We start from the raw sequence: 23459 nt of genomic DNA, 5'->3' as shown, positions 1-23459 counted from the left end.
GAGCTGAATAATAATGTTAGCATTAATACTGAGTTGTTATGTCGCAGATTTGTAACGAAGTAAGCAAAGATGGATTGCGGGCGACCTGGCGTGAAATTATAATAAAAACTCGTTCTGAATTTTATAAAACGCTCGTAATGAGGTGATAAATGGCAAACGCAGATCTGGATAAGCAGCCTGATTCTGTATCTTCTGTGCTGAAAGTTTTCGGCATTCTGCAGGCGCTGGGTGAAGAGCGTGAAATAGGGATTACCGAGCTATCGCAGCGCGTCATGATGTCGAAAAGCACCGTTTATCGCTTTTTGCAAACCATGAAAACGCTGGGCTACGTGGCTCAGGAGGGGGAGTCTGAAAAATACTCTCTGACGCTAAAGCTGTTTGAGCTGGGCGCGCGAGCTTTGCAAAATGTTGATCTCATCCGCAGTGCGGACATTCAGATGCGCGAACTGTCTCGTCTGACAAAAGAAACTATCCATCTTGGCGCGCTGGATGAAGACAGCATTGTCTATATCCATAAAATTGACTCTATGTACAATCTGCGGATGTACTCACGTATTGGGCGTCGTAATCCGCTGTACAGTACGGCCATCGGTAAAGTGCTTCTGGCCTGGCGCGACCGTGATGAGGTTAAGCAGATTCTCGACGGCGTAGAGTATAAGCAAAGCACGGGACGCACGATTACCAGCACTGAAGCGTTGCTGCCGCTGTTGGATGAAGTGCGTGCGCAAGGATACGGTGAAGATAACGAAGAACAGGAAGAAGGATTACGTTGTATCGGCGTACCGGTATTTGACCGTTTTGGCGTAGTCATCGCAGGGTTAAGCATTTCGTTCCCGACGCTGCGTTTTTCAGAAGAACGCCTACAGGAATATGTGGCTATGTTACACGCCGCCGCGCGTAAAATTTCTGAACAAATGGGTTACAACGATTATCCCTTCTAAGCAACGTTATTAGCATGACGTTAAAAAAAAGCAGCTACGAAAAATGTAGCTGCTTTTTTTATAACATCGGGTGGGATGAAATCGTAAAAGTAGATAATATCTGTCGGCTTATTTAACGGTTATTAAAATATTATTTAACAGTACTTATGAACAACAGCCAATATAGGGGAATTATTGGTGATAGTTTCACTGTGAAATTATTTATTGCCGCTTAGCCATTATCCACCACGGTGGCGATTTTTCTGAAAATGGGACAGTCGGAAAAGCCGATAATGCCGCTGTTGGTATGGAGATATTGCGCCGTGCTGGTGCCGCGTGCGGTCAGGTAATGGCACTGTAAACCCAGCCCCGCAGCGTTCACTTTACTTCCCACCAGGATGCCATAGCCGCTCATCAGCAGGCCTATCCACACCAGGGCAAACAATACAATTGCGCGAATGATCAAACGCATTACTACCTCTTTTCTTTTTTAGTTAGAATAAGAGTAGCGTGTACATTGATTGAAACAAGTGAATCATTCCTAAAAACATATAATGCCGCTACAGTTACTCCTGGTTTAAGTAACTCATGATAATTTAGCGACATAAGATGTAAAATCGGAGAGTGGAGTGAAAAAATTTCGATGGGTCGTTCTCGGCATCGTGGTGGTAGTATGCCTGTTGCTGTGGGCGCAGGTGTTTAATATCATGTGCGATCAGGATGTACAATTTTTCAGCGGTATTTGCGCCATCAATAAATTTATTCCCTGGTAAACGTTTTACACCAGAGATTTCCTTCCCGTGTAGCAGTGGTAGAATGACGTCTCTACATCGAGGTGGTGAAATGAACGACGTTTTAAACTCTGGTGCGTTTTCTCTTGCATCTTTAATAGTATCAATGGTGGTTTTGGTGGTGGGGCTGGCGCTCTGGTTCTTTGTCAACCGGGCAAGTTCCCGTGCCAACGAGCAGATAGAACTGCTCGAAGCGTTATTGGATCAACAGAAGCGGCAAAACGCGTTGTTACGCCGCCTTTGCGAAGCAAACGAACCAGAAAAAGAAGCGGAACCCGCAACAGCGGCAAGCGAACCGAAAGAGGATGAGGACATCATTCGTCTGGTTGCTGAACGATAATGCTTACCGGGGCGCAAATGGCGCCAGTGCCATACGCCCCATTTCCCCGTCGGATCTCTCCGCGTTGCCGTTTGCAACTGATACTACAGCATCAACACCTTACCTAATATATGGCTTTATATGCAACATAGTTTTATATGTATAACAAATGGACATATGTCAATTTTGTGATACCGCTCATTCTCTATTAAAAGCGAAACGTTTCTCTCTCTTTATGGATTGTCATTGTTTGTTCATTATTTTAAGGCATTCTGTAAAGACGCAGAACATCACAAAAAGCGGTGTCGAAAATCGCTTTTCTTTTCTATTATTTTGATTAAAAGGTGTTTTTTATCATTGTGACAATTTATGCATAACTCAGCATAAAAAGTGATATGAAAAATACAGCTTTTAAATGTGATTTGATGCACTGGAAGAAGCGAAGTTATTGAGCTATGGTAGAAAAATGGCTTTTCAGCAGTGACGTTGTCAGGAGTCCGTCAGCGCGTGAGGATATATCTTTCGCAATTTTGTTGCATAAACGTGCTGTCAATTTGTGAAGGTTCTCGTAATTTGTGCGACGGATCGAGACACGTTTAAAAATGGCTTGCCATAATTAACGTTGTATGTGATAACAGGCTTTGGGTTAAACGAGGTACAGTTCTGTTTATGTGTGGCATTTTCAGTAAAGAAGTCCTGAGTAAACACGTTGACGTTGAATACCGCTTCTCTGCCGAACCTTATATTAGTGCCTCAAGCAGTAATGTCTCAGTTTTATCTATGTTATGCCTACGGGCAAAGAAAACACTCTAAGGAATTTTGCAAATGGCAAAGATTAAAGGTCAAGTTAAGTGGTTCAACGAATCCAAAGGTTTTGGCTTCATTACTCCGGCTGACGGCAGCAAAGATGTGTTCGTACACTTCTCCGCTATCCAGGGCAATGGTTTCAAAACTCTGGCTGAAGGCCAGAACGTTGAGTTCGAAATTCAGGACGGCCAGAAAGGTCCGGCTGCTGTTAACGTAACAGCTATCTGATCGACACCACTGATTTGATGCGTTTGTCGCGTCAGCCTCAGATATAAAGCCTCGCTAAAAGCGGGGCTTTTTAATTCAATATCCTTCAAAATGTGTCTGGATGCGCTCTCGTTAGCGATTTGTTGCAAAGGCGCGATGTTATTAGCATTGTTTTTTCTGGTTTTTCCGGCCGTTTCCCGTTAAATCAATCACCTGAAAAATGATTCGGCTGGAGATCAGGTGAAAAAGAAAAGCGACGGCGATACCCGTAATTTTACGCCCATACGTTTTGCACTACTTTGCACTGCCATTCTGCTCAGTATGGCATTGTTGTTAGGGCGGGTGGCATGGCTGCAAATTGTTACGCCGTCGAAACTGGTGAAACAAGAAGATATGCGCTCGCTTCGTGAAGTGACCACGGCCTCTCCACGCGGCATGATCACCGACAGAGAAGGGCGACCCTTAGCGGTGAGCGTTCCGGTTAATGCTGTCTGGGCCGATCCGAAGACTATCATAAGCAAAGGCGGCGTTGGCTACAATGAGCGCTGGCAGGCGCTGGCCAGCGCCCTGCATCTGTCTCTCAGTACGCTTGCGGAACGGGTAAACAGTAACCCGGCAGGCCGTTTTATCTACCTTGCGCGCCAGGTTTCACCCCAGCAAGCCGAATGGATAGATAAACTGAATCTACCGGGTATTAACCTGCGGGAAGAGTCGCGCCGTTTTTACCCTGCCGGACACGTAGCGGCCAATTTGATCGGCTTTACCAATATCGACGGGCAGGGAATAGAAGGTATTGAAAAGAGCTTTAACGCGCAACTGACGGGAAAACCGGGCTCCCGATTGGTGCGTAAAGATAAATTTGGTCACGTTATTGAGAACATTACGGAAGTGAATCCGGTTCCTGCTCATGAACTTCAGCTTAGCATTGATGAACGTCTGCAAACGGTTACCGAAGATGCGCTGGATAACGCCGTCATCTGGAACAAAGCGGAATCCGGCGCTGCCGTATTGATTAACATCCCAACGGGTGAAATTCTCTCGATGGCGAGCTACCCGGATTTCAACCCGAACAACCGTGAAGGCGCGCAGTTGGACGATTTTCGTAACCGCGCGATTAGCGACACCTTCGAACCCGGTTCTACTGTGAAGCCATTGGTCATTATGACTGCGTTACAGCAGGGCATCGTGCAGCCGGACAGCGTTATCGATACCCATCCTTTTACTCTCGATGGACACCGTATCCGCGACGTCGGTTACTATCCGGAACTGACATTAACCGGCATTTTGCAAAAATCCAGCGATACCGGCGTTTCTCACCTTTCTCTGGCGATGCCGGTGCAGAAATTAATGGATACTTATAAAAGCTTTGGTTTCGGCGTGCCTACCGGACTGGGTCTCACCGGAGAGAGCAGCGGGTTATTACCGAAACGCCGTTACTGGAGTGATTTAGATCGCGCTACCTTCGCTTTTGGCTATGGATTAATGGTGACGCCGCTGCAACTGGCGCATGTTTATGCCACGATTGGCAGCTTTGGTATCTACCGTCCGTTATCGATCACCAAAGTTGATCCGCCCGTGATCGGCACGCGGGTAATGCCGGAAGAACTGGTGCACGAGGTGGAACATATGATGGAGAGCGTCGCGTTGCCTGGCGGCGGCGGAACAAAAGCCGCAGTAAGAGACTACCGTATTGCGGTCAAAACCGGGACGGCGAAAAAAATTGGCGATGATGGTAAATACGTCGATAAATATGTGGCATATACCGCAGGCGTCGCGCCGGCAAGTAACCCCAGATTTGCGCTGGTGGTGGTGATTAATAATCCGCAAAACGGGGCTTATTATGGCGGCGCGGTATCTGCGCCCGTATTCAGCCAGATCATGGGCGATGTGCTGCGGCTGGAAAATGTTGAGCCAGACGGTATGCCAGCCGATTCAGATCACCTTCTGGTGATGCATGGCAGCCACGTTGCGGTTCCGGGTTCGTAAAGGATTTTCCCGGGGCGCAATTCGCGTTACACTTGCGCCCTTTAGCGCCCCAGTCCGGAGTTGTCATGTCGTTTACCTGTCCGCTTTGCCATCAGCCGCTTACGCAGATTAATAACAGCGTTATATGTCCACAGCGCCATCAGTTTGATGTGGCGAAAGAGGGTTACATCAATCTGCTGCCGGTACAGCATAAACGTTCGCGCGATCCGGGCGACAGCGCCGAAATGATGCAGGCGAGGAGAGCGTTTCTTGATGCAGGCCATTATCAGCCGCTGCGCGATGCCGTGATTAACCTGTTGCGCGAGCGGCTGGATCAGTCGGCCACGGCGATTCTGGATATCGGCTGCGGCGAGGGGTATTACACTCATGCTTTTGCCGAGGCGTTGCCGGGAGTCACCACGTTTGGACTGGACGTTGCTAAAACGGCGATCAAAGCGGCGGCGAAACGCTATTCGCAGGTGAAGTTTTGTGTGGCGTCAAGCCATCGACTGCCCTTTGCCGATGCGTCAATGGATGCGGTGATCAGAATCTACGCCCCGTGTAAGGCGCAGGAATTGGCGCGCGTGGTGAAACCTGGTGGTTGGGTCGTTACCGCCACGCCGGGGCCGCATCATCTGATGGAACTAAAAGGGCTCATTTATGATGAGGTGCGTTTACATGCGCCGTATACCGAGCAGCTCGACGGATTCACATTGCAGCAGAGTACCCGCCTTGCTTATCACATGCAGCTCACCGCCGAAGCGGCTGTAGCACTGTTGCAAATGACGCCATTTGCCTGGCGCGCCAGGCCAGACGTGTGGGAACAACTGGCTGCCAGCGCCGGACTTAGCTGCCAGACGGATTTCAACCTTCATCTCTGGCAGCGTAACCGTTAACCGTGAAAATGCGTCCAGAGGATCTGGACGCCAATTCCTATCAGTACGACCCCGCCGAGAATTTCAGCACGCTTACCCAGCATTGGGCCGATAAAGCGACCGATCATCATTCCGAGGGTGGACATGATAAGCGTGGCGCAACCGATAGCTAATGCGGTAGCGATGATGTTTACCTGCAAAAACGCCAGACCGACGCCAACCGCCATCGCATCGAGGCTGGTCGCGATAGCCGTCGTGACTAATAGCCAAAAGCTGTGGCGACGTAACGGTGTTTCATCTTCATCACTACCGCCGCGGATACCTTCGATGATCATGCGTCCGCCCAGAAAGATCAGCAGAACAAAGGCTATCCAGTGGTTCCATTCCAGAACGAATTTACTCGCCAATATCCCCAGCCCCCAGCCGATCAACGGGGTCAGCGTTTCAACCGCGCCAAAGATAAGACCGGTACGCAACGCTTCTGAGAATTTGGGTTTATGTAGGGTGGCGCCTTTGCCAATTGATGCCGCGAAAGCATCCATCGACATGCCGAAAGCGAGAAGAACAGTAGCAGTAAAGTGCATGACAGCGTCCTGACCGGGGTATCCATTAAACACATCACTGCCCCCAGCAAACATGCATGTCGCCATTCTGTGACGAAATACACAGCAGTTGATGCGCCTATGGTCTCGCCTGACCAGCGGCTGCTGGTCCGTACGCGCCACGTTTCGCAACGAGTATGTTGACGCGTACATTTCCGGAGTCTGGAAATCGGCTACTCCCCAATTGACGGCGCAACATTAACATATTTTTAGAATATAAAACAACAGCGATAAAATATTATTTGCCTTCTAATTGAAAACGATTTTCATTTAGATTTATTCATCAATAAAACGTTAAATTAAATAACAATTGGTCAATAGAAAATATAGCCTTAGCTATATTATGATTCGAAATAAAATTCGAAAAACATAGTTGAGGATATATCTTAATCTATTGATTTTCAATAAGAAGTTTATATATTTTTTCCAGATCGTCGATATTGCGTACACGGATAAGCAAGCGTCGTTGTTCTAATTGCATCACCAGTACGCCGTCTTCCGATAAATTCATCTCTTTAATACGGTTATATTCTATCCAGACATTGGCGAAGAAAAAGCCACGTTGTTTAAAGATGATCCGTGGCGTGCGGATCCAGAATATATAAAACCCCATTAACGCCAGCGCGCTTAATAACCATGTGGTCATCTGCGCTCCGTGGCCGGTTACGTTGTTATAAATAAGGATGGCGACCAGCCCAACGAAGATAACGCTGTCTACGCGACCGCGGCGGAGCAGGGCTATAGAAAGCAGAGTGGGGCCATTGCGACGGGCCATGATGAACTGATCGTAGAGAGCGTAAGCCAATAATGCGGCAATAAAGAGAATCAGCACCAGGTCCGTGATAGTCATTTATCCTCCAGAGAAATAAAAAAACGGGGCCGTTTGGCCCCGGTAGTGTACAACAGCCTTACTGACCCAGCAGTCCTACGGAGTAGCCGGCGATACCGATGACGAAGAAGCCCACGATAATCCACAGCGGGTTAACTTTCTTACGCAGCAGCCACATACAGGCAAAGGTCAACAGTAGCGGAACCAGACCCGGCATCAGCTGGTCGAGAATGGTTTGCACGGTGGTAACGCGGGTCTGACCATCCTGACCGGTGATGGTGGAGACCACCAGCGGGATATTCACATGCGTCCACTTGTTAACCAATGCCCCCATGACAAACAGGCCGAGGATTGACGCCCCCTCAGTCAGTTTTTGCAGGAAGCCGCCGCCCATATCTTTAACGATATCGACGCCTTTGCGGTAGCCATAAGCTACGCCATAATAACGGGTCGCCAGACGCACCAGGTTAAACAGGATGAAAAACAGCAGCGGACCAAGCAGGCTGCCGCTCATTGCAATACCTGCGCCCAGCGCCGCGAATACCGGACGGACGGTACCCCAGAAGATAGGGTCGCCGACGCCTGCCAGCGGTCCCATCAGACCGACTTTGATACCGTTGATAGCACCATCGTCAATCTCTGCGCCGTTCGCACGCTTTTCTTCCATTGCCAGGGTCACGCCCAGTACCGGCGCCGCAACGTAAGGATGGGTGTTAAAGAACTCCAGGTGACGTTTAATCGCCTGTTTACGCGCGTCATTATTCTCCGGATACAGGCGACGAATCGCCGGCACCATAGAGAAGCAGAAGCCTAGCGCTTGCATACGTTCGAAGTTCCATGACCCCTGGAACAGGTTAGAACGAAGAAATACGCCGCGAATATCGCTCGGAGTGAGTTTTTTCTCGGTGGTAGTTTTAGTCATATCAACCATTTCGCTCACCTGTTAGTCCAGTTCGTTATCGAGATCGTTATTGCCAGCAGCCGCTGCAGGCGCGCCCGCTACACGGTTGTATTTCGGGCTCAGCTGGATGTAAAGAATAGCCATCACTGCGCCGATGACACCCAGTGCGACCAGGTTGAAGTTTGTGAAAGCCGCGGTGACGAAACCGAGGTAGAAGAACGGCATCAGGTAGCCTGCGCGCATCATGTTGATAACCATCGCATAACCAACCACGACGATCATGCCGCCGGCGATGTTCAGACCGCCTGTGACGACTTCAGGAATCGCATTCAGCATCCCCTGTACTTCGCTGGTGCCTACGGAGATGGCAACGATAACCGCCGGGATAGCGATACGCATTGCCTGCAGGAACAGAGAAGAAACGTGCAGCCAGGAGAGCGCCGTCAGGTTGCCGTTTTCAGCCGCCTTGTCCGCCGCGTGCTGGAATGCCACGGTGATGGTACGAACGATAATGGTCAGTACCTGGCCTGCCGCCGCCAGCGGAATCGCCAGCGCGATACCGGCGCCAATGCTTTGATGCCCGGCGATGACCAGAACGGTAGAGATGATGGACGCCAGTGCGGCATCAGGCGCAACGGCAGCACCGATGTTCATCCAGCCCAGAGCGATCATTTCCAGAGTACCGCCGATGATAATACCGGTTTTCATGTCCCCCAGAACGGCGCCGATTAAGGTACAGGCGATCAGCGGACGGTGGAACTGAAATTCATCAAGTACCGACTCCATACCTGCGATACATGCGACGATGAACACCAGCACAATCTGAAGAGTGGTAATCTCCATTGTACTTCTCCTATTGCTATCTTAAGTGTGAAAGCTAATTAAATGCCGGCGGTTATTTCGCCACTTTGGCAATTAAATCCATCATTTTCAGTTTCGGATCGGTGGAAACTTTACGCACCTCAAGCTCGATGCCGCGCTCGTTGAGCTTTTTAAAGGCTTCGATATCCTTTTCATCGACGGAAACGGCGTTGTTCACCTGCGTTTTACCTTGACGGTAGGCCATACCGCCAATGTTCACGGAGGTGACTTTCACGCCGCCCTCAACGATGCGCTCGACGTCGGTAGGATTGGTAAACAGAAGCATCACGCGTTCGCCGGCGTATTTCGGGTTATTGTAGACGCGAATCATCTTCGCGACGTCAACCACATGCGCCGTAACGCCCGGCGGCGCAACTTGCGTCAGCAGCGTTTTACGTACGGTATCCGCCGCGACTTCATCGCTCACAACAATAATACGGCTGACATTGGTCTCTTTGGTCCAGCGGGTAGCGACCTGACCGTGAATGAGGCGGTCATCAATACGGGCAAGCCCGATAACCATATAATCATTCGGGCCCATCGGTTTTGCCGGCGTGGCCGCTTTTGGCGCGGCGGCGACTGGCGCTGGCGCGGCTTTTTCTACCGGTTTCGCTTTCAGCGCTTTTACGCCTTCACGACCGGTTTCTACCGCCAGTGCGACCAGCTCGTCAAAGCTCGGATCGTCGTCACGAGCCATAAACGTTTCGACCAGCATCGGGATGTTGACGCCGGCAATAACTTCATAGCGCTCTTTATCGACGACAATGCGGCTGGCAGCATTAAACGGACTGCCTCCCCATGTATCAACGAGAAATAGCACGCCTTTACTGGTATCGAGTTTAGCCAACTGAGCGTTGTACTTTTCGATCAGCGTTTCGGCATTTTCGCCTGGAACGAAATCGATCCAGCCGACGTTTTCCTGCTCGCCTAACAGCATTTCGGCTGTTTTAAGTAACTGCTCTGCAGCCCAACCATGTGTGCCTATAACAATAGCAATGGTCACTTGCTACCTCCTTTATTATTGTCAACACATCAACTTGACAGATGTATTTTTTGAATCGCCGTCCGCAAGCGAATCGATTCAGATGAGGGTTACAACGAAAAACGCATGATTTTCGTGAATTATTTTAGATATCGAAAAAAATATTTTGTGTGATGGAGATCCGTAATTTTGTTTTCGATAATGAGAAATTTCGAAGTGTAAAATATCCTGGTTACATCTCTTTGCAAAGGAAGGTAAATCTTTGCCAAAAACCAGTTGTCTCTGTTATGTTTAGCTTCCGTTTAATTAGAATGGGGTACAGGGCAGCAGCCCGTTGTATGGATCGTCACCGACGTCATTTCACTCTTTGGCCGTTTTGCGCCTGTCAATCTGGCATATCTTGCCATAGCCTTACTTTGTTTATTGCGTTACCGCCTGCATCCTTTGAGATGTTGTGGGCGCCGTTTAGTCATTCCTTAAGCAGGAGCTTGTCATGGAATTATTAATGGATCCCTCAATTTGGGTGGGTTTACTCACGCTCGTCGTCCTGGAAATTGTTCTGGGTATCGATAACCTGGTCTTTATCGCGATCCTCGCCGATAAATTGCCGCCAAAGCAGCGTGACAAAGCGCGTCTTATCGGGCTCTCGCTGGCGCTGATTATGCGTCTGGCGCTGCTGTCCATTATTTCGTGGCTGGTGACCTTAACAAAGCCGCTCTTTACCGTCTGGGATTTTACCTTCTCCGGCCGCGATTTAATTATGCTGCTGGGCGGTATATTCCTGCTGTTTAAAGCGACCACCGAGCTGCATGAACGTCTGGAAAACCGCGAGCATGACACCGGACACGGTAAAGGCTATGCGAGCTTCTGGGTGGTAGTCACGCAGATTGTCATCCTGGATGCGGTCTTCTCGCTGGACGCCGTGATTACGGCGGTAGGTATGGTAAACCATCTGCCTGTTATGATGGCGGCGGTGGTGATTGCGATGGCGGTGATGCTACTGGCGTCAAAACCGCTGACCCGTTTTGTCAACCAGCATCCGACGGTGGTGGTGCTCTGTCTGAGTTTCCTGCTGATGATCGGCTTGAGCCTGGTGGCGGAAGGGTTTGGTTTCCATATTCCGAAAGGCTACTTGTACGCGGCAATTGGTTTCTCGATAGTTATCGAGGTGTTTAACCAGATTGCGCGCCGCAACTTTATTCGTCATCAGTCCACGTTGCCGCTGCGCGCGCGTACTGCGGACGCTATCCTGCGTCTGATGGGCGGTAAACGCCAGGCGAGTACGCAACATGAGACGGATAGCCCGGCCGCGATATCGGTGTCGGAAGGCGCCTTCGCCGAAGAAGAACGCTACATGATTAACGGCGTACTGACTCTGGCGTCGCGCTCCCTGCGCGGCATTATGACGCCGCGAGGCGAAATTAGTTGGGTGGATGCGAATCTCAGCGTAGCTGAAATCCGTCAGCAGTTACTCTCTTCTCCGCATAGCCTGTTCCCGGTATGTCGGGGCGAGCTGGATGAAATTATCGGTATCGTTCGCGCGAAAGAGTTGCTGGTGGCGCTGGAAGAGGGCGCGGACGTTGCGGCTATCGCCGCGTCTTCCCCGGCGATAGTGGTGCCGGAAACGCTTGATCCTATCAATCTGTTAGGCGTTTTGCGTCGCGCGCGCGGCAGTTTCGTTATCGTCACTAACGAGTTCGGCGTGGTGCAGGGGCTGGTTACGCCGCTGGATGTGCTGGAAGCGATTGCCGGTGAGTTCCCGGATGCCGATGAAACGCCGGAAATCGTTGCCGATGCCGAGGGCTGGATAGTGAAGGGCGGCACCGATCTCCATGCGCTACAGCAGGCGCTGGAAGTTGACCATCTGGTGAACGAAGAGGGCGATATTGCGACGGTCGCGGGGTTAGTGATCGCCGCTAATGGCCATATTCCTCGTGTTGGCGATGTCATTGATGTTCCGCCCCTGCGGATCACCATTGTCGAGGCCAACGACTATCGTGTCGATCTGGTTCGAATTGTTAAAGAACAGCCTGCCCACGACGAAGAGGAATGACGTCACACGCAGGAATCAAGTCTATAGATGCGGCATCGCGGACATAATCTGTCCGTTATGCCGGGCGGGCGGCGGCGCGCTGCCCGCCAGCCACTGTGGAAATTCGCTAATGGGCATCGGCTTCGCATAGAGATAGCCCTGTAACATTTGCACGCCATGCTGGCGCAAATGCTGTGCCTGCGTCTGGTTTTCGACCCCTTCCGCAACCAGTTCAATATTCAGTCTTTGCCCCAGCGCGATAATAATATCGGTCACCGTTGAATTGACCGCATCGGTACCGATGGCGGCGGTGAAGGATTTATCGATTTTCAAAATATCCGGCCGCAGTTTTTCCAGCCAGGAGAGCGAGCTGTTTCCTGTGCCAAAATCATCGATGGCTAACTTCACGCCTTTACGATGCAGCTCGCGCATCAGGCGGTAATCAACGTCAAGCAACGCGTCGCGTTCCGTGAGCTCCAGCACCAGTTGCTGAACAGGTTCCGCACTAAACCAGTACTGATTAAGATCCTTGAGAAGCACGCCGTGTCGGAAATGGCTTGCCGCCACATTGATGCCGATATGAAACTGATGGTTGATGGGGAAGTAGTGCCGCTGCCGAATGGTTTCCGCAATCACATAGCGGGTCAGCGGCGCTATCAGGTTATGCTCCTCGGCGATAGGAATAAAAACATCCGGTGAGATCCAGCCCTGGCGCGGGTTATTCCAGCGTAACAGGATCTCAACGCCGGTACACTGCTGCGTGCGGGCATTAAGCAACGGCTGACAAAATAGCTCAAACTCCCGTTCGGCAAGGGCCAGATTAATCTCCCAGGAAAAGCTCATTCTGCTGGCCGTTGCCAGCCAGGCGATATAACCGATCAACAGGCTAAGCAATACGGCCAGCGGTAACTGTGTCGGGAGATGTTTGAACGCCAGTACGCCTGCCGACGGCCCGCTGACGCTGATAGTAAAAGGGAAATGCCGCGATGAAAGCTGGTAACGCTCTTCATCTTTTTTTAATTCCGGAAGAGTATCGACCACGCCCCGACCATATAACAGGTGCCGTTTGCCGACCGTCAGGCTGGCGCTGGTAATTTGCGGCTGCTGCGGCTCAAGTAGCATAGTCGCCAGCAAGTCAATATTCACAATTTCCATCACGCCATCCTGGCCATCGGCAGAGGCGGGATACCACTGAATGAGGATCGGGCTTCCCTTGAGTAACGATTGGTCCGTGGAAAGTAGCAGCAGATCGCCAGCTGCGGGAAGATCGGGCTGAAGCTGGCGTATGGGAGTGTTACGGGCGCCAAAAATGCTTGAGCAGTAGAGAATTCCCTCTTTTACCAGCCCGATAGAACGAATGGTTTGCAGGCGGGCGGCTTGCTTACGCAACGGCAAATGCGCGGTCGCGCACGGAAGCTCAAGTAAGGGTAGCAGTATGTTTCGTCCGACCAGGAGAGGATGCAGCACATTATCCAGCGCATCAACGGCATGATTCGCGAATGCCACCGTGCGATGGTGATTTAAGTTCCGCTCCGAAATAAATCGGATGCTCAGCGTAAGAATGAGCGTGACCAGTGCACAAATCGTGCAAACAATGAAACGATTACGGCGATAATGATTGATGATCCGTTGTGCTGTTTGCATGCGGGCCGCCCAATAAGCGTTGGCGACAAAAGCCAACCGCGACACAGCAAGTGTAGTGGGGAAACGTGGAGTCGACGAGGAAGAGATAAAAATTTCGCCCATCCGTAGCAGATGGGCGAAGGGAGGGGAAACGGCGTTTAATCACACTGGACTTTAATAGCCAGCCCGCCGCGCGACGTTTCACGGTATTTGGCGTTCATGTCTTTTCCGGTCTCGTACATCGTTTCGATGACTTTATCCAACGAGACGCGCGGCGCGCTGGTTCGACGCATGGCCATACGCGCAGCGTTGATCGCTTTAACCGAAGCAATGGCGTTACGCTCAATACACGGCACCTGCACCTGACCGGCAACCGGGTCGCAGGTCAGCCCCAGGTTATGCTCCATGCCGATTTCAGCGGCAACGCAAACCTGTTCCGGGCTGGCGCCCAACAGTTCAGCAAGGCCTGCCGCCGCCATCGAACAGGCGACCCCGACTTCGCCCTGACAGCCGACTTCCGCGCCGGAAATAGACGCGTTCATCTTATACAGCGCGCCAATAGCGCCTGCCGCCAGGAAGTAGCGGGTGTAAATATCCGGGCTGACAGACTCAATAAAATGGTCGTAGTAAGCCAGTACCGCAGGCACGATGCCGCACGCGCCGTTGGTTGGCGCCGTCACGACGCGACCACCTGCGGCGTTCTCTTCGTTCACCGCCAGAGCAAACATGTTCACCCAGTCAATGACGTTCATCGGATCGCTGGAAAGCTTATCGCTGGAAACCAGCATACGACGCAGCGCGGAGGCGCGACGCGGTACGCGCAGCGGCCCCGGCAGAACGCCTTCGGTATTCATACCGCGATCAATACAAGCCTGCATGGTTTGCCAGACGTGACCGAAATACTCTTCAATCTCTTTCTTGCTATGCAGCGCCAGTTCGTTTTGCATCACCATGCCGGAGAGTGAAAGGCCGGTGCTGTTGCAATACTCCAGCATTTCTTTCGCCGATTTAAACGGATAAGGTACAGTAACCTCATTCGTCGCTTCCTGGCCGAAATGTGCTTCATCAACGATAAAGCCGCCGCCGATGGAATAGTACGTCTTGCTATAAATGACCGTGTCGTCATGCCAGGCGTGGATCTGCATCCCGTTTTCATGCAGCGGCAAATTGCCGTTGTGAAAACGCATTCCGTCATCTTTCGGGAAGTCGACTTCGTGACGTCCCTGGGCCAGTAACAGACGCTCGCGCGTTTCGACGTCGCGAATAAAACCGGGGATACTATCAATATCCACGGTAGCGGGTTCATTACCCGCCAGACCCATAATAATGGCGATATCGGTATGGTGACCTTTCCCCGTCAGCGACAGCGAGCCGTAGACATCGACAGCGACGCGGGTAACGTTATCCAGTAATCCTTTTTCGACCAGGTCATCGACGAACTGTTTACCGGCCTTCATCGGGCCAACAGTGTGGGAAGAGGAGGGACCAATCCCTACCTTAAACATGTCGAATAGGCTAATCACGATAATACTCCTGACAGGGCAACCGGGGTTTCCGGTTACGATGTTATAACTGCGCATAGTGTAAGAGGGAACGCTGGCATCAGCTTAACTATTCACATGAATTAAACTAATGAATAACCGCGTTTTTACTAATATTGCGACAGTAATCTCAAGTCGTGTCTTGCGCACGTAAAGTTAAGTATATACACGTTGCCCTTCAGGCTGCCTCTTTGGGGGAGGCGATTGTTACCGCCTTGAGGCAACGTGAATGGCGTTGTGTACAGTCAGGGCTTTACGCCAATTTGCAGCGCCAGCTCACGAAGAATGTTTGCGGTCATGCCCCAGACGAAATAATGCTCATACCAGGAGAGCCATACGCGGTGCGAATTGCCGCGACGGTAAACATCAAGCGGATGATATCGCCCCAGTTGCAACGCTTGCGCCAGCGGCATTTCAAACACCGCAGACACTTCATCTTCACTGGCGCGCCAGGGGAGATTTGGCGGAATAATGCCGACCACCGGGGTGACCTGAAAACCGGTCACGCTGTCTACCGGCGGTAAAACGCCAATCACTTCCACGGCTTGCGGCGGGATGGCGACTTCCTCCTGCGCTTCGCGAAGCGCTGCGGCGATAAGCGAAGCATCGGTACTGTCCACGGCCCCGCCGGGAAAGGCGACCTGTCCGGCGTGTTTGCGCAAATGAATAGCCCGCTGGGTCAACAGCAGCCCCGGCTGGGGGCGGCGAACCACAGGGATCAGTACGGCGGCCTGACGTTGATTTAACGTTTCATGAGTCATCTGCGGGCGCAAAAGCTGAAAGCGCGATAAGAAATGATCGAGCGTCAGACGGCTGGTATCCACGTATTAGTTCTCCAGTGGGTGCAGGATACGATTAACTTTATCAAAAGTTTCCTGATATTCCGCTTCTTCGTTGCTATCGGCCACGATACCGCCGCCGGCTGAGCAATAGAGTTGGCCCTGCGTTGCCGTGACGGTGCGGATAGTAATACTGGTATCCATCTTGCCGCAGAAACTCAGATAACCGATGCTACCGCACCAGGCGTTGCGTCGCTGCGGCTCCAGTTCGTCGATAATTTCCATCGCCCGCACTTTAGGCGCGCCGGTAATGGAGCCGCCGGGGAAAGCCGCGCGCAGCAGATCGGTGGCATGAAGCGAGTCCGGTAAACGGGCGGTAATGGTGCTAACCAGATGGTGAACGGCAGAAAATGGTTCGACGATGAACAGTTCCGGCACTTTCACCGAACCCGGTACGGCGACCCGGCCAATATCGTTACGCATCAAATCGACGATCATCAAATTTTCAGCGCGATCTTTCATTGAGTTGGCCAGTTTCTGCGCCTGCTGACGATCCGCCTGCGGATCGTTAAGCCGTGGAAGCGTACCTTTGATCGGGCGCGTCTGGATATGACCATTCTCCAGTTGGATAAAACGCTCGGGAGAAAGGCTCAATATGGCGCCGTCATGTAAACGAAGAAAGGCGCTGAACGGGGCGCGATTGGCGCGGTTAAGGCGTTCGAAAGCCTGCCATTCATCACCCTCGTAGCTCGCCTGAAAACGCTGGGAAAGATTGACCTGATAGCAGTCCCCGCTGTGCAGCCAGGCCTGCACCTGACGAAACTTCTCGCCATACTCGCAACGCGTCATATTGGATTGCCAGGCTGAGGTAAGCCTGAAGGGCGTGCGGGTCGGCGCGCGCTGGCTGGTGAGCCAGCGATATCGGGCGTCTGCATCGTGATAGCTTATCAGCGACACTACCTGTTTATGGTGATCGACAATCAGCGCCCAGTCGTAAAGGCCAATCGCCATATCGGGTAAAGCGATATCGCGCGCGGCAGTATCGGGCAGAATTTCGAAACGCCGCCCTAAATCATAACCAAACAGACCCAGCGCGCCGCCCTGAAAGGGTAAGTCAGGGTCAGGCTGAGGATGAAAAGGCAGCGCCTCCAGTTGAGTCTGCAAAACGTGTAACGGATCGTCGAGAGTGACGGTAGTCGTGCGCGCAGTACATACCGTGGTTTCCTGCGCGCGCGTGGTCAGTGTGGTGACAGGATCGGCGACCAGAATATCAAAGCGGTTATAGGGATGAATAGCATCACCTGAATGCAGCAGCATCGCCCAGGGCAAATGGTTTACGGGCGCAAAATAGTGTTCAGCGGCGTCCGGACGCCAGGGTAAGGTGATAACAGTGGGAGATAACGTCTTCATCATTCCTGACTCGTTACAACACTACTGGCTTACCGCCGGGTAGCGTGAAATAATTAGCGCTAACAATTTAGCAGGAGTTAATCATGTTTGCAGGTTTACCTTCACTCAGTCATGAACAACAGCAAAAAGCCGTAGAACGTATCCAGGAATTGATGTCGCAAGGTATGAGTAGCGGAGAAGCGATTGCCCAGGTGGCGGGCGAACTTCGCGCCAACCATACCGGCGAACGGATAGTGGCGCGTTTTGAGGATGAAGACGAATAACCGGCTTATACCGCCGCGACAATCTTAATCTCAACTTTATATTTCGGATTCATTAACCCGGCCTGTACGGTACAGCGTACCGGCGCATGGCCTGCGACGACCCACGCATCCCACGCCTTATTCATGGCGGCAAAATCCGCTTTATCGCTCAGGAAAATAGTGGCATCCAGAATACGTGACTTACTGGAGCCCTGTTTTTCCAGCACCGCATCAATTTGCGCCAGAGTATTCGCCGTTTGCTCAAAAGCATCGGCGTCCAGGTTTTCCGGCACGCCGGTATACCACAGCGTATTATTGTAGATCACCACGTCTGACCAACGATCTTCGGCATCAATACGCACGATAGACATCACTTATTCCTCATTTGCTTTCCATTTGAATGGCTCAAGACTGCCACAATGTGGCGCCGCCGTCACCTCTGTAACTGGCGTAAGCCTTTCTACCCTGACATAATCCCCTGTGCAAATTAACAGGGGGCAGTGTGACGGACGATTTTGCAGCAGATGGCCAACTGGCCAAAGCGATAACCGGCTTTAAACCGCGCGAACCACAGCGACAAATGGCGGTTGCCGTAACACAAGCGATTGAAAATGCGCAGCCTCTGGTTGTTGAAGCCGGCACCGGAACCGGGAAGACCTATGCTTACCTCGCTCCGGCGTTGCGCGCCGGGAAAAAAGTCATTATTTCGACCGGGTCGAAAGCGTTGCAGGATCAACTCTACAGCCGCGATCTGCCGACGGTAGCAAAAGCGTTGGCGTTTACCGGTAAGACGGCCCTGTTGAAAGGACGTTCAAACTACCTCTGCCTGGAGCGTCTGGAACAACAAGCGCTGGCGGGCGGCGATTTACCGGTACAAACGTTAAGCGACGTGATATTGCTGCGCTCCTGGTCAAATCAGACGCGGGATGGCGATATCAGCACCTGCGTCAGCGTGGCGGAAGATTCCCAGGCCTGGCCGCTGGTCACCAGTACCAACGACAACTGCCTTGGCAGCGATTGCCCGCTCTACAAAGAGTGCTTTGTGGTGAAAGCGCGTAAAAAGGCGATGGACGCGGATGTGGTGATTGTAAACCACCACCTTTTTCTTGCGGATATGGTGGTTAAAGAGAGCGGGTTTGGCGAACTTATCCCTCAGGCTGAAGTAATGATCTTCGATGAAGCCCACCAACTGCCTGACATCGCCAGCCAGTATTTCGGACAATCGCTCTCCAGCCGTCAGTTGCTGGATTTAGCAAAAGACATCACCATCGCCTACCGGACGGAACTGAAAGACACTCAACAGTTGCAAAAATGCGCCGATCGCCTTGCCCAGAGCGCCCAGGATTTTCGTCTGCAACTGGGGGAGCCCGGCTACCGGGGAAATTTGCGTGAACTGTTAGCCGACTCGCGTATCCAACGGGCATTTTTACTGCTGGATGATACGCTGGAGCTTTGTTACGACGTGGCGAAGCTGTCGCTGGGCCGTTCGGCGCTGCTGGATGCGGCTTTTGAACGCGCCACGCTATACCGTTCACGGCTGAAACGCTTAAAAGAGATCAATCAGCCGGGATACAGCTACTGGTATGAGTGCACCTCGCGCCATTTCACCCTGGCGCTGACGCCGCTCACCGTGGCGGACAAATTCAAAGAGGTGATGGAACAGAAACCCGGTAGCTGGATTTTTACCTCGGCCACGTTATCGGTAAATGATGATCTTCACCACTTTACCGCCCGTCTGGGAATTGAACAGGCAGAATCCATGCTGCTGCCCAGCCCATTCGACTATACGCGCCAGGCGTTACTCTGCGTACCGCGTAACCTACCGCAAACCAACCAGCCCGGCGCGGCGCGACAGTTGGCGGCTATGCTCAGGCCGATTATCGAAGCCAATAACGGGCGATGTTTTATGCTGTGCACCTCACACGCCATGATGCGCGATCTGGCGGAGCAGTTTCGCGCCACCATGACGCTGCCGGTATTGTTGCAAGGGGAAACCAGTAAAGGCCAACTGTTACAGCAATTTGTTAGCGCCGGCAACGCGCTGCTCGTCGCCACCAGCAGCTTCTGGGAAGGGGTGGACGTGCGCGGCGATACGTTATCGTTGGTTATTATCGACAAATTGCCGTTTACCTCCCCGGACGACCCGCTGTTAAAAGCGCGAATGGAAGACTGTCGTTTGCGCGGCGGCGATCCGTTTGATGAGGTTCAACTGCCCGACGCGGTGATTACACTGAAGCAGGGGGTGGGGCGGCTGATTCGCGATGCGGACGATCGCGGGGTGTTAGTGATTTGTGATAACCGGCTGGTGATGCGGCCCTATGGCGCCACGTTTCTCGCCAGCCTGCCTCCTGCGCCGCGCACGCGTGATATCGCCCGTGCCGTTCGCTTTCTTGCGATTCCATCCGCCGAGTAATTTGTTACGGAGTATGGTAAGATGCGCGCTATTTTATTGATCTAAGCACGAAACCTCATGCGAATTCTGGCTATCGATACCGCCACAGAGGCCTGTTCTGTCGCCCTGTGGAACAACGGTACTATCAATGCTCACTTTGAGCTTTGTCCACGAGAACACACTCAACGTATCCTGCCCATGGTGCAGGAGATTCTGGCCGCCAGCGGCGTCTCGCTCAATGAGATAGATGCGCTGGCGTTTGGGCGCGGCCCGGGCAGCTTTACCGGCGTGCGTATCGGCATTGGTATTGCGCAAGGGCTGGCGTTAGGGGCAAATCTGCCGATGATCGGTGTTTCGACGCTTGCCACGATGGCGCAGGGCGCGTGGCGTAAAACCGGCGCGACCCGCGTACTCGCCGCGATTGATGCGCGGATGGGCGAAGTGTACTGGGCGGAATACCAGCGTGATGCGCAGGGCGTCTGGCAGAGCGAAGAGACGGAAGCGGTGCTGAAACCGGAACGAGTCGGCGAGCGGTTGAAACAGCTTTCCGGCGAGTGGGCGACCGTAGGAACGGGTTGGTCCGCATGGCCCGATCTGGCGAAGGAGTGCGGCCTGACGCTTCATGATGGGGAGGTGTCGCTCCCGGCAGCGGAAGATATGTTGCCCATCGCCAGTCAAAAGCTGGCGGCAGGAGAGACCGTTGCCGTGGAACATGCCGAGCCGGTTTATTTGCGTAACGAAGTGGCGTGGAAGAAACTTCCCGGCAAGGAATGACTCTCACTACTATTACCCCCCATACTTTATGCTGTAGGGTGGAATAGAGGTCGAGAAAAAGGAGTCGCATCATGGCGGTTCAAAAACGGTTAATAAAAGGGGCGCTGGCGTGCGCTTTTGCGCTTATGCTGAGCGGTTGCGTGACTATCCCGGATGCCATTAAAGGTTCGAGTCCGACGCCGCAGCAGGATTTGGTGCGGGTGATGAATGCGCCGCAGCTCTATATCGGGCAAGAGGCGCGTTTTGGCGGCAAAGTTGTGGCGGTGCAAAATCAGCAGGGAAAAACCCGGCTTGAAATCGCGACCGTACCGCTCGACAGCGGCGCGCGTCCTGTTCTGGGCGAAGCCTCGCGCGGCAGAATTTTTGCCGATGTGAACGGTTTTCTGGACCCGGTGGACTTCCGTGGCCAGTTAGTTACCGTTGTCGGCCCGATAACCGGCACGGTTGACGGTAAAATCGGCAATACGCCGTATAAATTTATGCTGATGCAGGCTACCGGCTATAAACGCTGGCATCTTGTTCAGCAGGTCGTCATGCCTCCACAGCCGATCGATCCGTGGTTTTACGGCGGACGCGCCTGGCCTTATGGCTATGGCGGTTGGGGGTGGTATAACCCTGGACCCGCAGAGGTTCAGACGATAGTAACAGAGTAACTCTTTGTTTTATCAATAAAAGAAACAGCGGCTGGTCCGCTGTTTCTGCATTCATAGAGACATAATAAAAATAAATAGTGACGCGCTTCGCAACCTTTCAGTTGCGTAATTAATAAACTGGTACGCTGAGTTAATATAATGTTAACGACTTGTTTATTAACTGGGGTTGTGATGACGACGAACACTCATTTTAGAGGTGATGCATTGAAGAAGGTTTGGCTTAACCGTTATCCTGCTGATGTTCCGGCGGAGATCAACCCTGACCGTTATCAATCCCTGGTTGAACTGTTTGAACATGCGGCGACGCGCTATGCCGATCAGCCTGCGTTCGTCAATATGGGGGAGGTAATGACCTTCCGTAAATTAGAAGAACGTAGTCGGGCATTTGCGGCTTATTTACAACAAGGGCTGGGACTCAAAAAAGGCGACCGTGTGGCGCTGATGATGCCAAACCTGTTGCAGTATCCTGTCGCGCTATTTGGTATTTTACGCGCTGGCATGATTGTGGTGAACGTTAACCCGCTGTACACGCCGCGCGAACTTGAGCATCAGCTTAACGATAGCGGCGCGGCGGCAATCATTATTGTTTCTAACTTTGCCCATACGCTGGAAAAAGTAGTCGAGAAAACGTCGGTACAGCACGTTATTCTGACGCGGATGGGCGACCAGCTTTCTACCGCCAAAGGTACGGTTGTTAACTTTGTCGTGAAATACATCAAGCGTCTGGTGCCAAAATACCACTTGCCAGATGCGATCTCGTTTCGCAGCGCGCTACAGCATGGCTACCGTATGCAGTATGTCAAACCCGAGGTTGTCGCTGAAGATCTGGCTTTCCTGCAATATACCGGCGGTACGACGGGCGTGGCGAAAGGCGCGATGTTGACCCACCGCAATATGCTGGCGAATCTGGAGCAGGTGAAAGCGACCTATGGGCCGCTGCTGCACCCGGGGAAAGAGCTGGTAGTGACCGCGCTGCCGCTGTATCACATTTTTGCCTTAACCATGAACTGTCTGCTTTTTATCGAGCTGGGTGGGCAAAACCTGCTGATTACCAATCCGCGTGATATCCCCGGCCTGGTCAAGGAGCTGGCGAAATATCCATTTACGGCGATGACTGGCGTTAATACGCTATTCAACGCCCTGCTCAATAATAAAGAGTTTCAACAGCTGGATTTTTCTTCGCTGCATCTGTCAGCCGGCGGCGGGATGCCGGTGCAAAACGTCGTTGCGGAACGTTGGGTAAAGCTGACCGGGCAATACCTGCTGGAAGGCTACGGGCTGACCGAGTGCGCCCCGCTGGTGAGCGTCAACCCGCATGATATTGATTATCACAGCGGCAGTATCGGCCTGCCAGTACCGTCAACAGAAGCCAAACTGGTGGATGACGATGACAACGAAGTCGCGCCGGGTGAGGCCGGAGAGCTTTGCGTGAAAGGCCCGCAGGTTATGCTGGGATACTGGCAGCGTCCTGACGCGACGGATGAAATCATTAAAGATGGCTGGCTGCATACGGGCGATATTGCGGTTATGGATGAAGACGGCTTTCTGCGGATTGTCGATCGTAAGAAAGATATGATTCTGGTTTCTGGTTTCAACGTTTATCCAAACGAAATTGAAGATGTGGTGATGCAGCATTCTGGCGTGCAGGAAGTCGCGGCGGTTGGCGTGCCTTCCGGTAGTAGCGGCGAAGCGGTGAAGCTTTTTGTGGTTAAGAAAGATCCGGCATTGACTGACGATGCGTTGATCACCTTCTGCCGTCGCCATCTGACCGGATATAAGGTGCCCAAACAGGTCGAGTTTCGCGAGGAATTACCAAAATCTAACGTTGGGAAAATTTTACGACGAGAACTGCGTGACGAAGCCCGTGGCAAAGTAGACAATAAAGCCTGAGCGTTAAGTCAGCTAACGAGAGACGCCGGTTAAGCCGGCGTTTTTTTTGGCGCGAACCAAAGAG

Annotated in this window: 24 protein-coding genes and 1 riboswitch; of the genes, 13 read left to right on the top strand and 11 right to left on the bottom strand. The window is 52.2% G+C overall.

What is annotated here, in order from left to right:
- Window positions 1-149 precede the first annotated feature (149 nt).
- Window positions 150-941, top strand: coding sequence for a DNA-binding transcriptional regulator KdgR (gene kdgR, locus J4613_RS04045; protein WP_001262195.1), 792 nt, complete (start codon window positions 150-152; stop codon window positions 939-941).
- Window positions 942-1152: 211 nt separating this feature from the next.
- On the opposite strand, the gene yobH is transcribed toward kdgR, so the two are convergent.
- Window positions 1153-1392: an invasion protein YobH gene (gene yobH, locus J4613_RS04040; protein ID WP_001236777.1), complete on the bottom strand. Its 240-nt coding sequence runs from the start codon at window positions 1390-1392 to the stop codon at window positions 1153-1155.
- Between the two features lie 157 nt (window positions 1393-1549).
- On the opposite strand from yobH, the gene mgrB reads away from it, so the two are divergent.
- The 6 genes from mgrB (at window position 1550) to rlmA (ending at window position 5905) form a co-directional block, all read left to right on the top strand.
- A complete protein-coding gene (gene mgrB, locus J4613_RS04035) occupies window positions 1550-1693 on the top strand; it encodes a PhoP/PhoQ regulator MgrB (RefSeq protein WP_000714547.1) in 144 nt (47 codons plus the stop codon).
- A 70-nt stretch (window positions 1694-1763) separates the two neighbouring features.
- On the top strand, window positions 1764-2051 hold the full coding sequence (locus J4613_RS04030; protein ID WP_001000660.1) for a YebO family protein: 288 nt from the start codon (window positions 1764-1766) through the stop codon (window positions 2049-2051).
- Between the two features lie 648 nt (window positions 2052-2699).
- Window positions 2700-2843, top strand: a complete 144-nt coding sequence (locus J4613_RS04025) for a DUF2627 domain-containing protein (RefSeq protein ID WP_001537930.1) — start codon at window positions 2700-2702, stop codon at window positions 2841-2843.
- A gap of 12 nt (window positions 2844-2855) precedes the next feature.
- Window positions 2856-3065 (top strand): transcription antiterminator/RNA stability regulator CspE, encoded by a 210-nt coding sequence (cspE, locus tag J4613_RS04020; protein WP_001062678.1) that lies wholly within the window; start codon window positions 2856-2858, stop codon window positions 3063-3065.
- Between the two features lie 219 nt (window positions 3066-3284).
- Entirely contained in the window at window positions 3285-5030 is a 1746-nt protein-coding gene (gene ftsI / locus J4613_RS04015; protein WP_000730322.1) for a peptidoglycan glycosyltransferase FtsI, read from the top strand.
- 65 nt (window positions 5031-5095) lie between these two features.
- A complete protein-coding gene (gene rlmA, locus J4613_RS04010) occupies window positions 5096-5905 on the top strand; it encodes a 23S rRNA (guanine(745)-N(1))-methyltransferase (RefSeq protein WP_000010923.1) in 810 nt (269 codons plus the stop codon).
- Here rlmA and mntP read toward each other — a convergent pair.
- The 5 genes from mntP to manX form a co-directional block, all read right to left on the bottom strand.
- Window positions 5902-6468: a manganese efflux pump MntP gene (gene mntP, locus J4613_RS04005; protein ID WP_001518359.1), complete on the bottom strand. Its 567-nt coding sequence runs from the start codon at window positions 6466-6468 to the stop codon at window positions 5902-5904. The genes rlmA and mntP overlap by 4 nt on opposite strands.
- Before the next feature lie 111 nt (window positions 6469-6579).
- Window positions 6580-6681: riboswitch (yybP-ykoY riboswitch) on the bottom strand.
- A 196-nt stretch (window positions 6682-6877) separates the two neighbouring features.
- Window positions 6878-7336, bottom strand: a complete 459-nt coding sequence (locus J4613_RS04000; RefSeq protein WP_111742327.1) for a DUF986 family protein — start codon at window positions 7334-7336, stop codon at window positions 6878-6880.
- A gap of 58 nt (window positions 7337-7394) precedes the next feature.
- Entirely contained in the window at window positions 7395-8246 is an 852-nt protein-coding gene (locus J4613_RS03995) for a PTS mannose transporter subunit IID (RefSeq protein ID WP_001518647.1), read from the bottom strand.
- 12 nt (window positions 8247-8258) lie between these two features.
- Window positions 8259-9059, bottom strand: a complete 801-nt coding sequence (gene manY, locus J4613_RS03990; protein WP_000406918.1) for a PTS mannose transporter subunit IIC — start codon at window positions 9057-9059, stop codon at window positions 8259-8261.
- Between the two features lie 52 nt (window positions 9060-9111).
- Entirely contained in the window at window positions 9112-10080 is a 969-nt protein-coding gene (gene manX, locus J4613_RS03985; RefSeq protein ID WP_000150523.1) for a PTS mannose transporter subunit IIAB, read from the bottom strand.
- A 472-nt stretch (window positions 10081-10552) separates the two neighbouring features.
- Here manX and yoaE point away from each other — a divergent pair, with 472 nt between their 5' ends.
- On the top strand, window positions 10553-12112 hold the full coding sequence (gene yoaE, locus J4613_RS03980) for a CNNM family cation transport protein YoaE (RefSeq protein WP_000421815.1): 1560 nt from the start codon (window positions 10553-10555) through the stop codon (window positions 12110-12112).
- 21 nt (window positions 12113-12133) lie between these two features.
- On the opposite strand, the gene J4613_RS03975 is transcribed toward yoaE, so the two are convergent.
- From J4613_RS03975 to pabB, 4 genes are all read right to left on the bottom strand, one after another.
- On the bottom strand, window positions 12134-13735 hold the full coding sequence (locus J4613_RS03975) for a cyclic diguanylate phosphodiesterase (protein ID WP_001192519.1): 1602 nt from the start codon (window positions 13733-13735) through the stop codon (window positions 12134-12136).
- Window positions 13736-13872: 137 nt separating this feature from the next.
- Window positions 13873-15237: an L-serine ammonia-lyase gene (sdaA, locus tag J4613_RS03970; RefSeq protein ID WP_000624274.1), complete on the bottom strand. Its 1365-nt coding sequence runs from the start codon at window positions 15235-15237 to the stop codon at window positions 13873-13875.
- 263 nt (window positions 15238-15500) lie between these two features.
- Window positions 15501-16079: a CoA pyrophosphatase gene (locus J4613_RS03965; RefSeq protein WP_000381544.1), complete on the bottom strand. Its 579-nt coding sequence runs from the start codon at window positions 16077-16079 to the stop codon at window positions 15501-15503.
- A gap of 3 nt (window positions 16080-16082) precedes the next feature.
- On the bottom strand, window positions 16083-17447 hold the full coding sequence (gene pabB, locus J4613_RS03960; protein WP_111742328.1) for an aminodeoxychorismate synthase component 1: 1365 nt from the start codon (window positions 17445-17447) through the stop codon (window positions 16083-16085).
- 80 nt (window positions 17448-17527) lie between these two features.
- Between pabB and J4613_RS03955 the strand changes: the two genes are divergently transcribed.
- Window positions 17528-17707 (top strand): YoaH family protein, encoded by a 180-nt coding sequence (locus tag J4613_RS03955; protein WP_000457328.1) that lies wholly within the window; start codon window positions 17528-17530, stop codon window positions 17705-17707.
- A 5-nt stretch (window positions 17708-17712) separates the two neighbouring features.
- Here the strand turns inward: J4613_RS03955 and J4613_RS03950 are convergent, their stop codons facing one another.
- Entirely contained in the window at window positions 17713-18057 is a 345-nt protein-coding gene (locus tag J4613_RS03950; RefSeq protein ID WP_000029550.1) for a RidA family protein, read from the bottom strand.
- Window positions 18058-18188: 131 nt separating this feature from the next.
- On the opposite strand from J4613_RS03950, the gene J4613_RS03945 reads away from it, so the two are divergent.
- The 4 genes from J4613_RS03945 (at window position 18189) to fadD (ending at window position 23395) form a co-directional block, all read left to right on the top strand.
- Complete coding sequence (locus J4613_RS03945) at window positions 18189-20099, top strand: ATP-dependent DNA helicase (RefSeq protein WP_000128807.1); 1911 nt, start codon at window positions 18189-18191, stop codon at window positions 20097-20099.
- Between the two features lie 57 nt (window positions 20100-20156).
- The gene (tsaB, locus tag J4613_RS03940) at window positions 20157-20852 is read left to right on the top strand and encodes a tRNA (adenosine(37)-N6)-threonylcarbamoyltransferase complex dimerization subunit type 1 TsaB (protein WP_079962628.1); all 696 of its coding nucleotides are present in this window, start codon (window positions 20157-20159) and stop codon (window positions 20850-20852) included.
- Window positions 20853-20923: 71 nt separating this feature from the next.
- Complete coding sequence (locus J4613_RS03935) at window positions 20924-21505, top strand: Slp family lipoprotein (protein ID WP_000290594.1); 582 nt, start codon at window positions 20924-20926, stop codon at window positions 21503-21505.
- A gap of 204 nt (window positions 21506-21709) precedes the next feature.
- Window positions 21710-23395, top strand: coding sequence for a long-chain-fatty-acid--CoA ligase FadD (gene fadD / locus J4613_RS03930; RefSeq protein WP_000758418.1), 1686 nt, complete (start codon window positions 21710-21712; stop codon window positions 23393-23395).
- Window positions 23396-23459 lie beyond the last annotated feature (64 nt).

The organism is Salmonella sp. 32020114201800008SM, assembly GCF_017572025.1.
GTDB classification, from domain to species: domain Bacteria; phylum Pseudomonadota; class Gammaproteobacteria; order Enterobacterales; family Enterobacteriaceae; genus Salmonella; species Salmonella enterica.
This window is presented reverse-complemented; position numbering and strand designations above follow the sequence as displayed.

Excerpts from the sequence above, each read along its gene's own strand:
- kdgR (WP_001262195.1), top strand. The coding sequence starts at position 150 with ATGGCAAACGCAGATCTGGATAAGCAGCCTGATTCTGTATCTTCTGTG.
- yobH (WP_001236777.1), bottom strand. The coding sequence starts at position 1,392 with ATGCGTTTGATCATTCGCGCAATTGTATTGTTTGCCCTGGTGTGGATA.
- J4613_RS04030 (WP_001000660.1), top strand. The coding sequence starts at position 1,764 with ATGAACGACGTTTTAAACTCTGGTGCGTTTTCTCTTGCATCTTTAATA.
- J4613_RS04025 (WP_001537930.1), top strand. The coding sequence starts at position 2,700 with ATGTGTGGCATTTTCAGTAAAGAAGTCCTGAGTAAACACGTTGACGTT.
- cspE (WP_001062678.1), top strand. The coding sequence starts at position 2,856 with ATGGCAAAGATTAAAGGTCAAGTTAAGTGGTTCAACGAATCCAAAGGT.
- rlmA (WP_000010923.1), top strand. The coding sequence starts at position 5,096 with ATGTCGTTTACCTGTCCGCTTTGCCATCAGCCGCTTACGCAGATTAAT.
- mntP (WP_001518359.1), bottom strand. The coding sequence starts at position 6,468 with ATGCACTTTACTGCTACTGTTCTTCTCGCTTTCGGCATGTCGATGGAT.
- J4613_RS04000 (WP_111742327.1), bottom strand. The coding sequence starts at position 7,336 with ATGACTATCACGGACCTGGTGCTGATTCTCTTTATTGCCGCATTATTG.
- J4613_RS03995 (WP_001518647.1), bottom strand. The coding sequence starts at position 8,246 with ATGGTTGATATGACTAAAACTACCACCGAGAAAAAACTCACTCCGAGC.
- manY (WP_000406918.1), bottom strand. The coding sequence starts at position 9,059 with ATGGAGATTACCACTCTTCAGATTGTGCTGGTGTTCATCGTCGCATGT.
- yoaE (WP_000421815.1), top strand. The coding sequence starts at position 10,553 with ATGGAATTATTAATGGATCCCTCAATTTGGGTGGGTTTACTCACGCTC.
- J4613_RS03975 (WP_001192519.1), bottom strand. The coding sequence starts at position 13,735 with ATGCAAACAGCACAACGGATCATCAATCATTATCGCCGTAATCGTTTC.
- pabB (WP_111742328.1), bottom strand. The coding sequence starts at position 17,447 with ATGATGAAGACGTTATCTCCCACTGTTATCACCTTACCCTGGCGTCCG.
- J4613_RS03955 (WP_000457328.1), top strand. The coding sequence starts at position 17,528 with ATGTTTGCAGGTTTACCTTCACTCAGTCATGAACAACAGCAAAAAGCC.
- J4613_RS03950 (WP_000029550.1), bottom strand. The coding sequence starts at position 18,057 with ATGTCTATCGTGCGTATTGATGCCGAAGATCGTTGGTCAGACGTGGTG.
- tsaB (WP_079962628.1), top strand. The coding sequence starts at position 20,157 with ATGCGAATTCTGGCTATCGATACCGCCACAGAGGCCTGTTCTGTCGCC.
- J4613_RS03935 (WP_000290594.1), top strand. The coding sequence starts at position 20,924 with ATGGCGGTTCAAAAACGGTTAATAAAAGGGGCGCTGGCGTGCGCTTTT.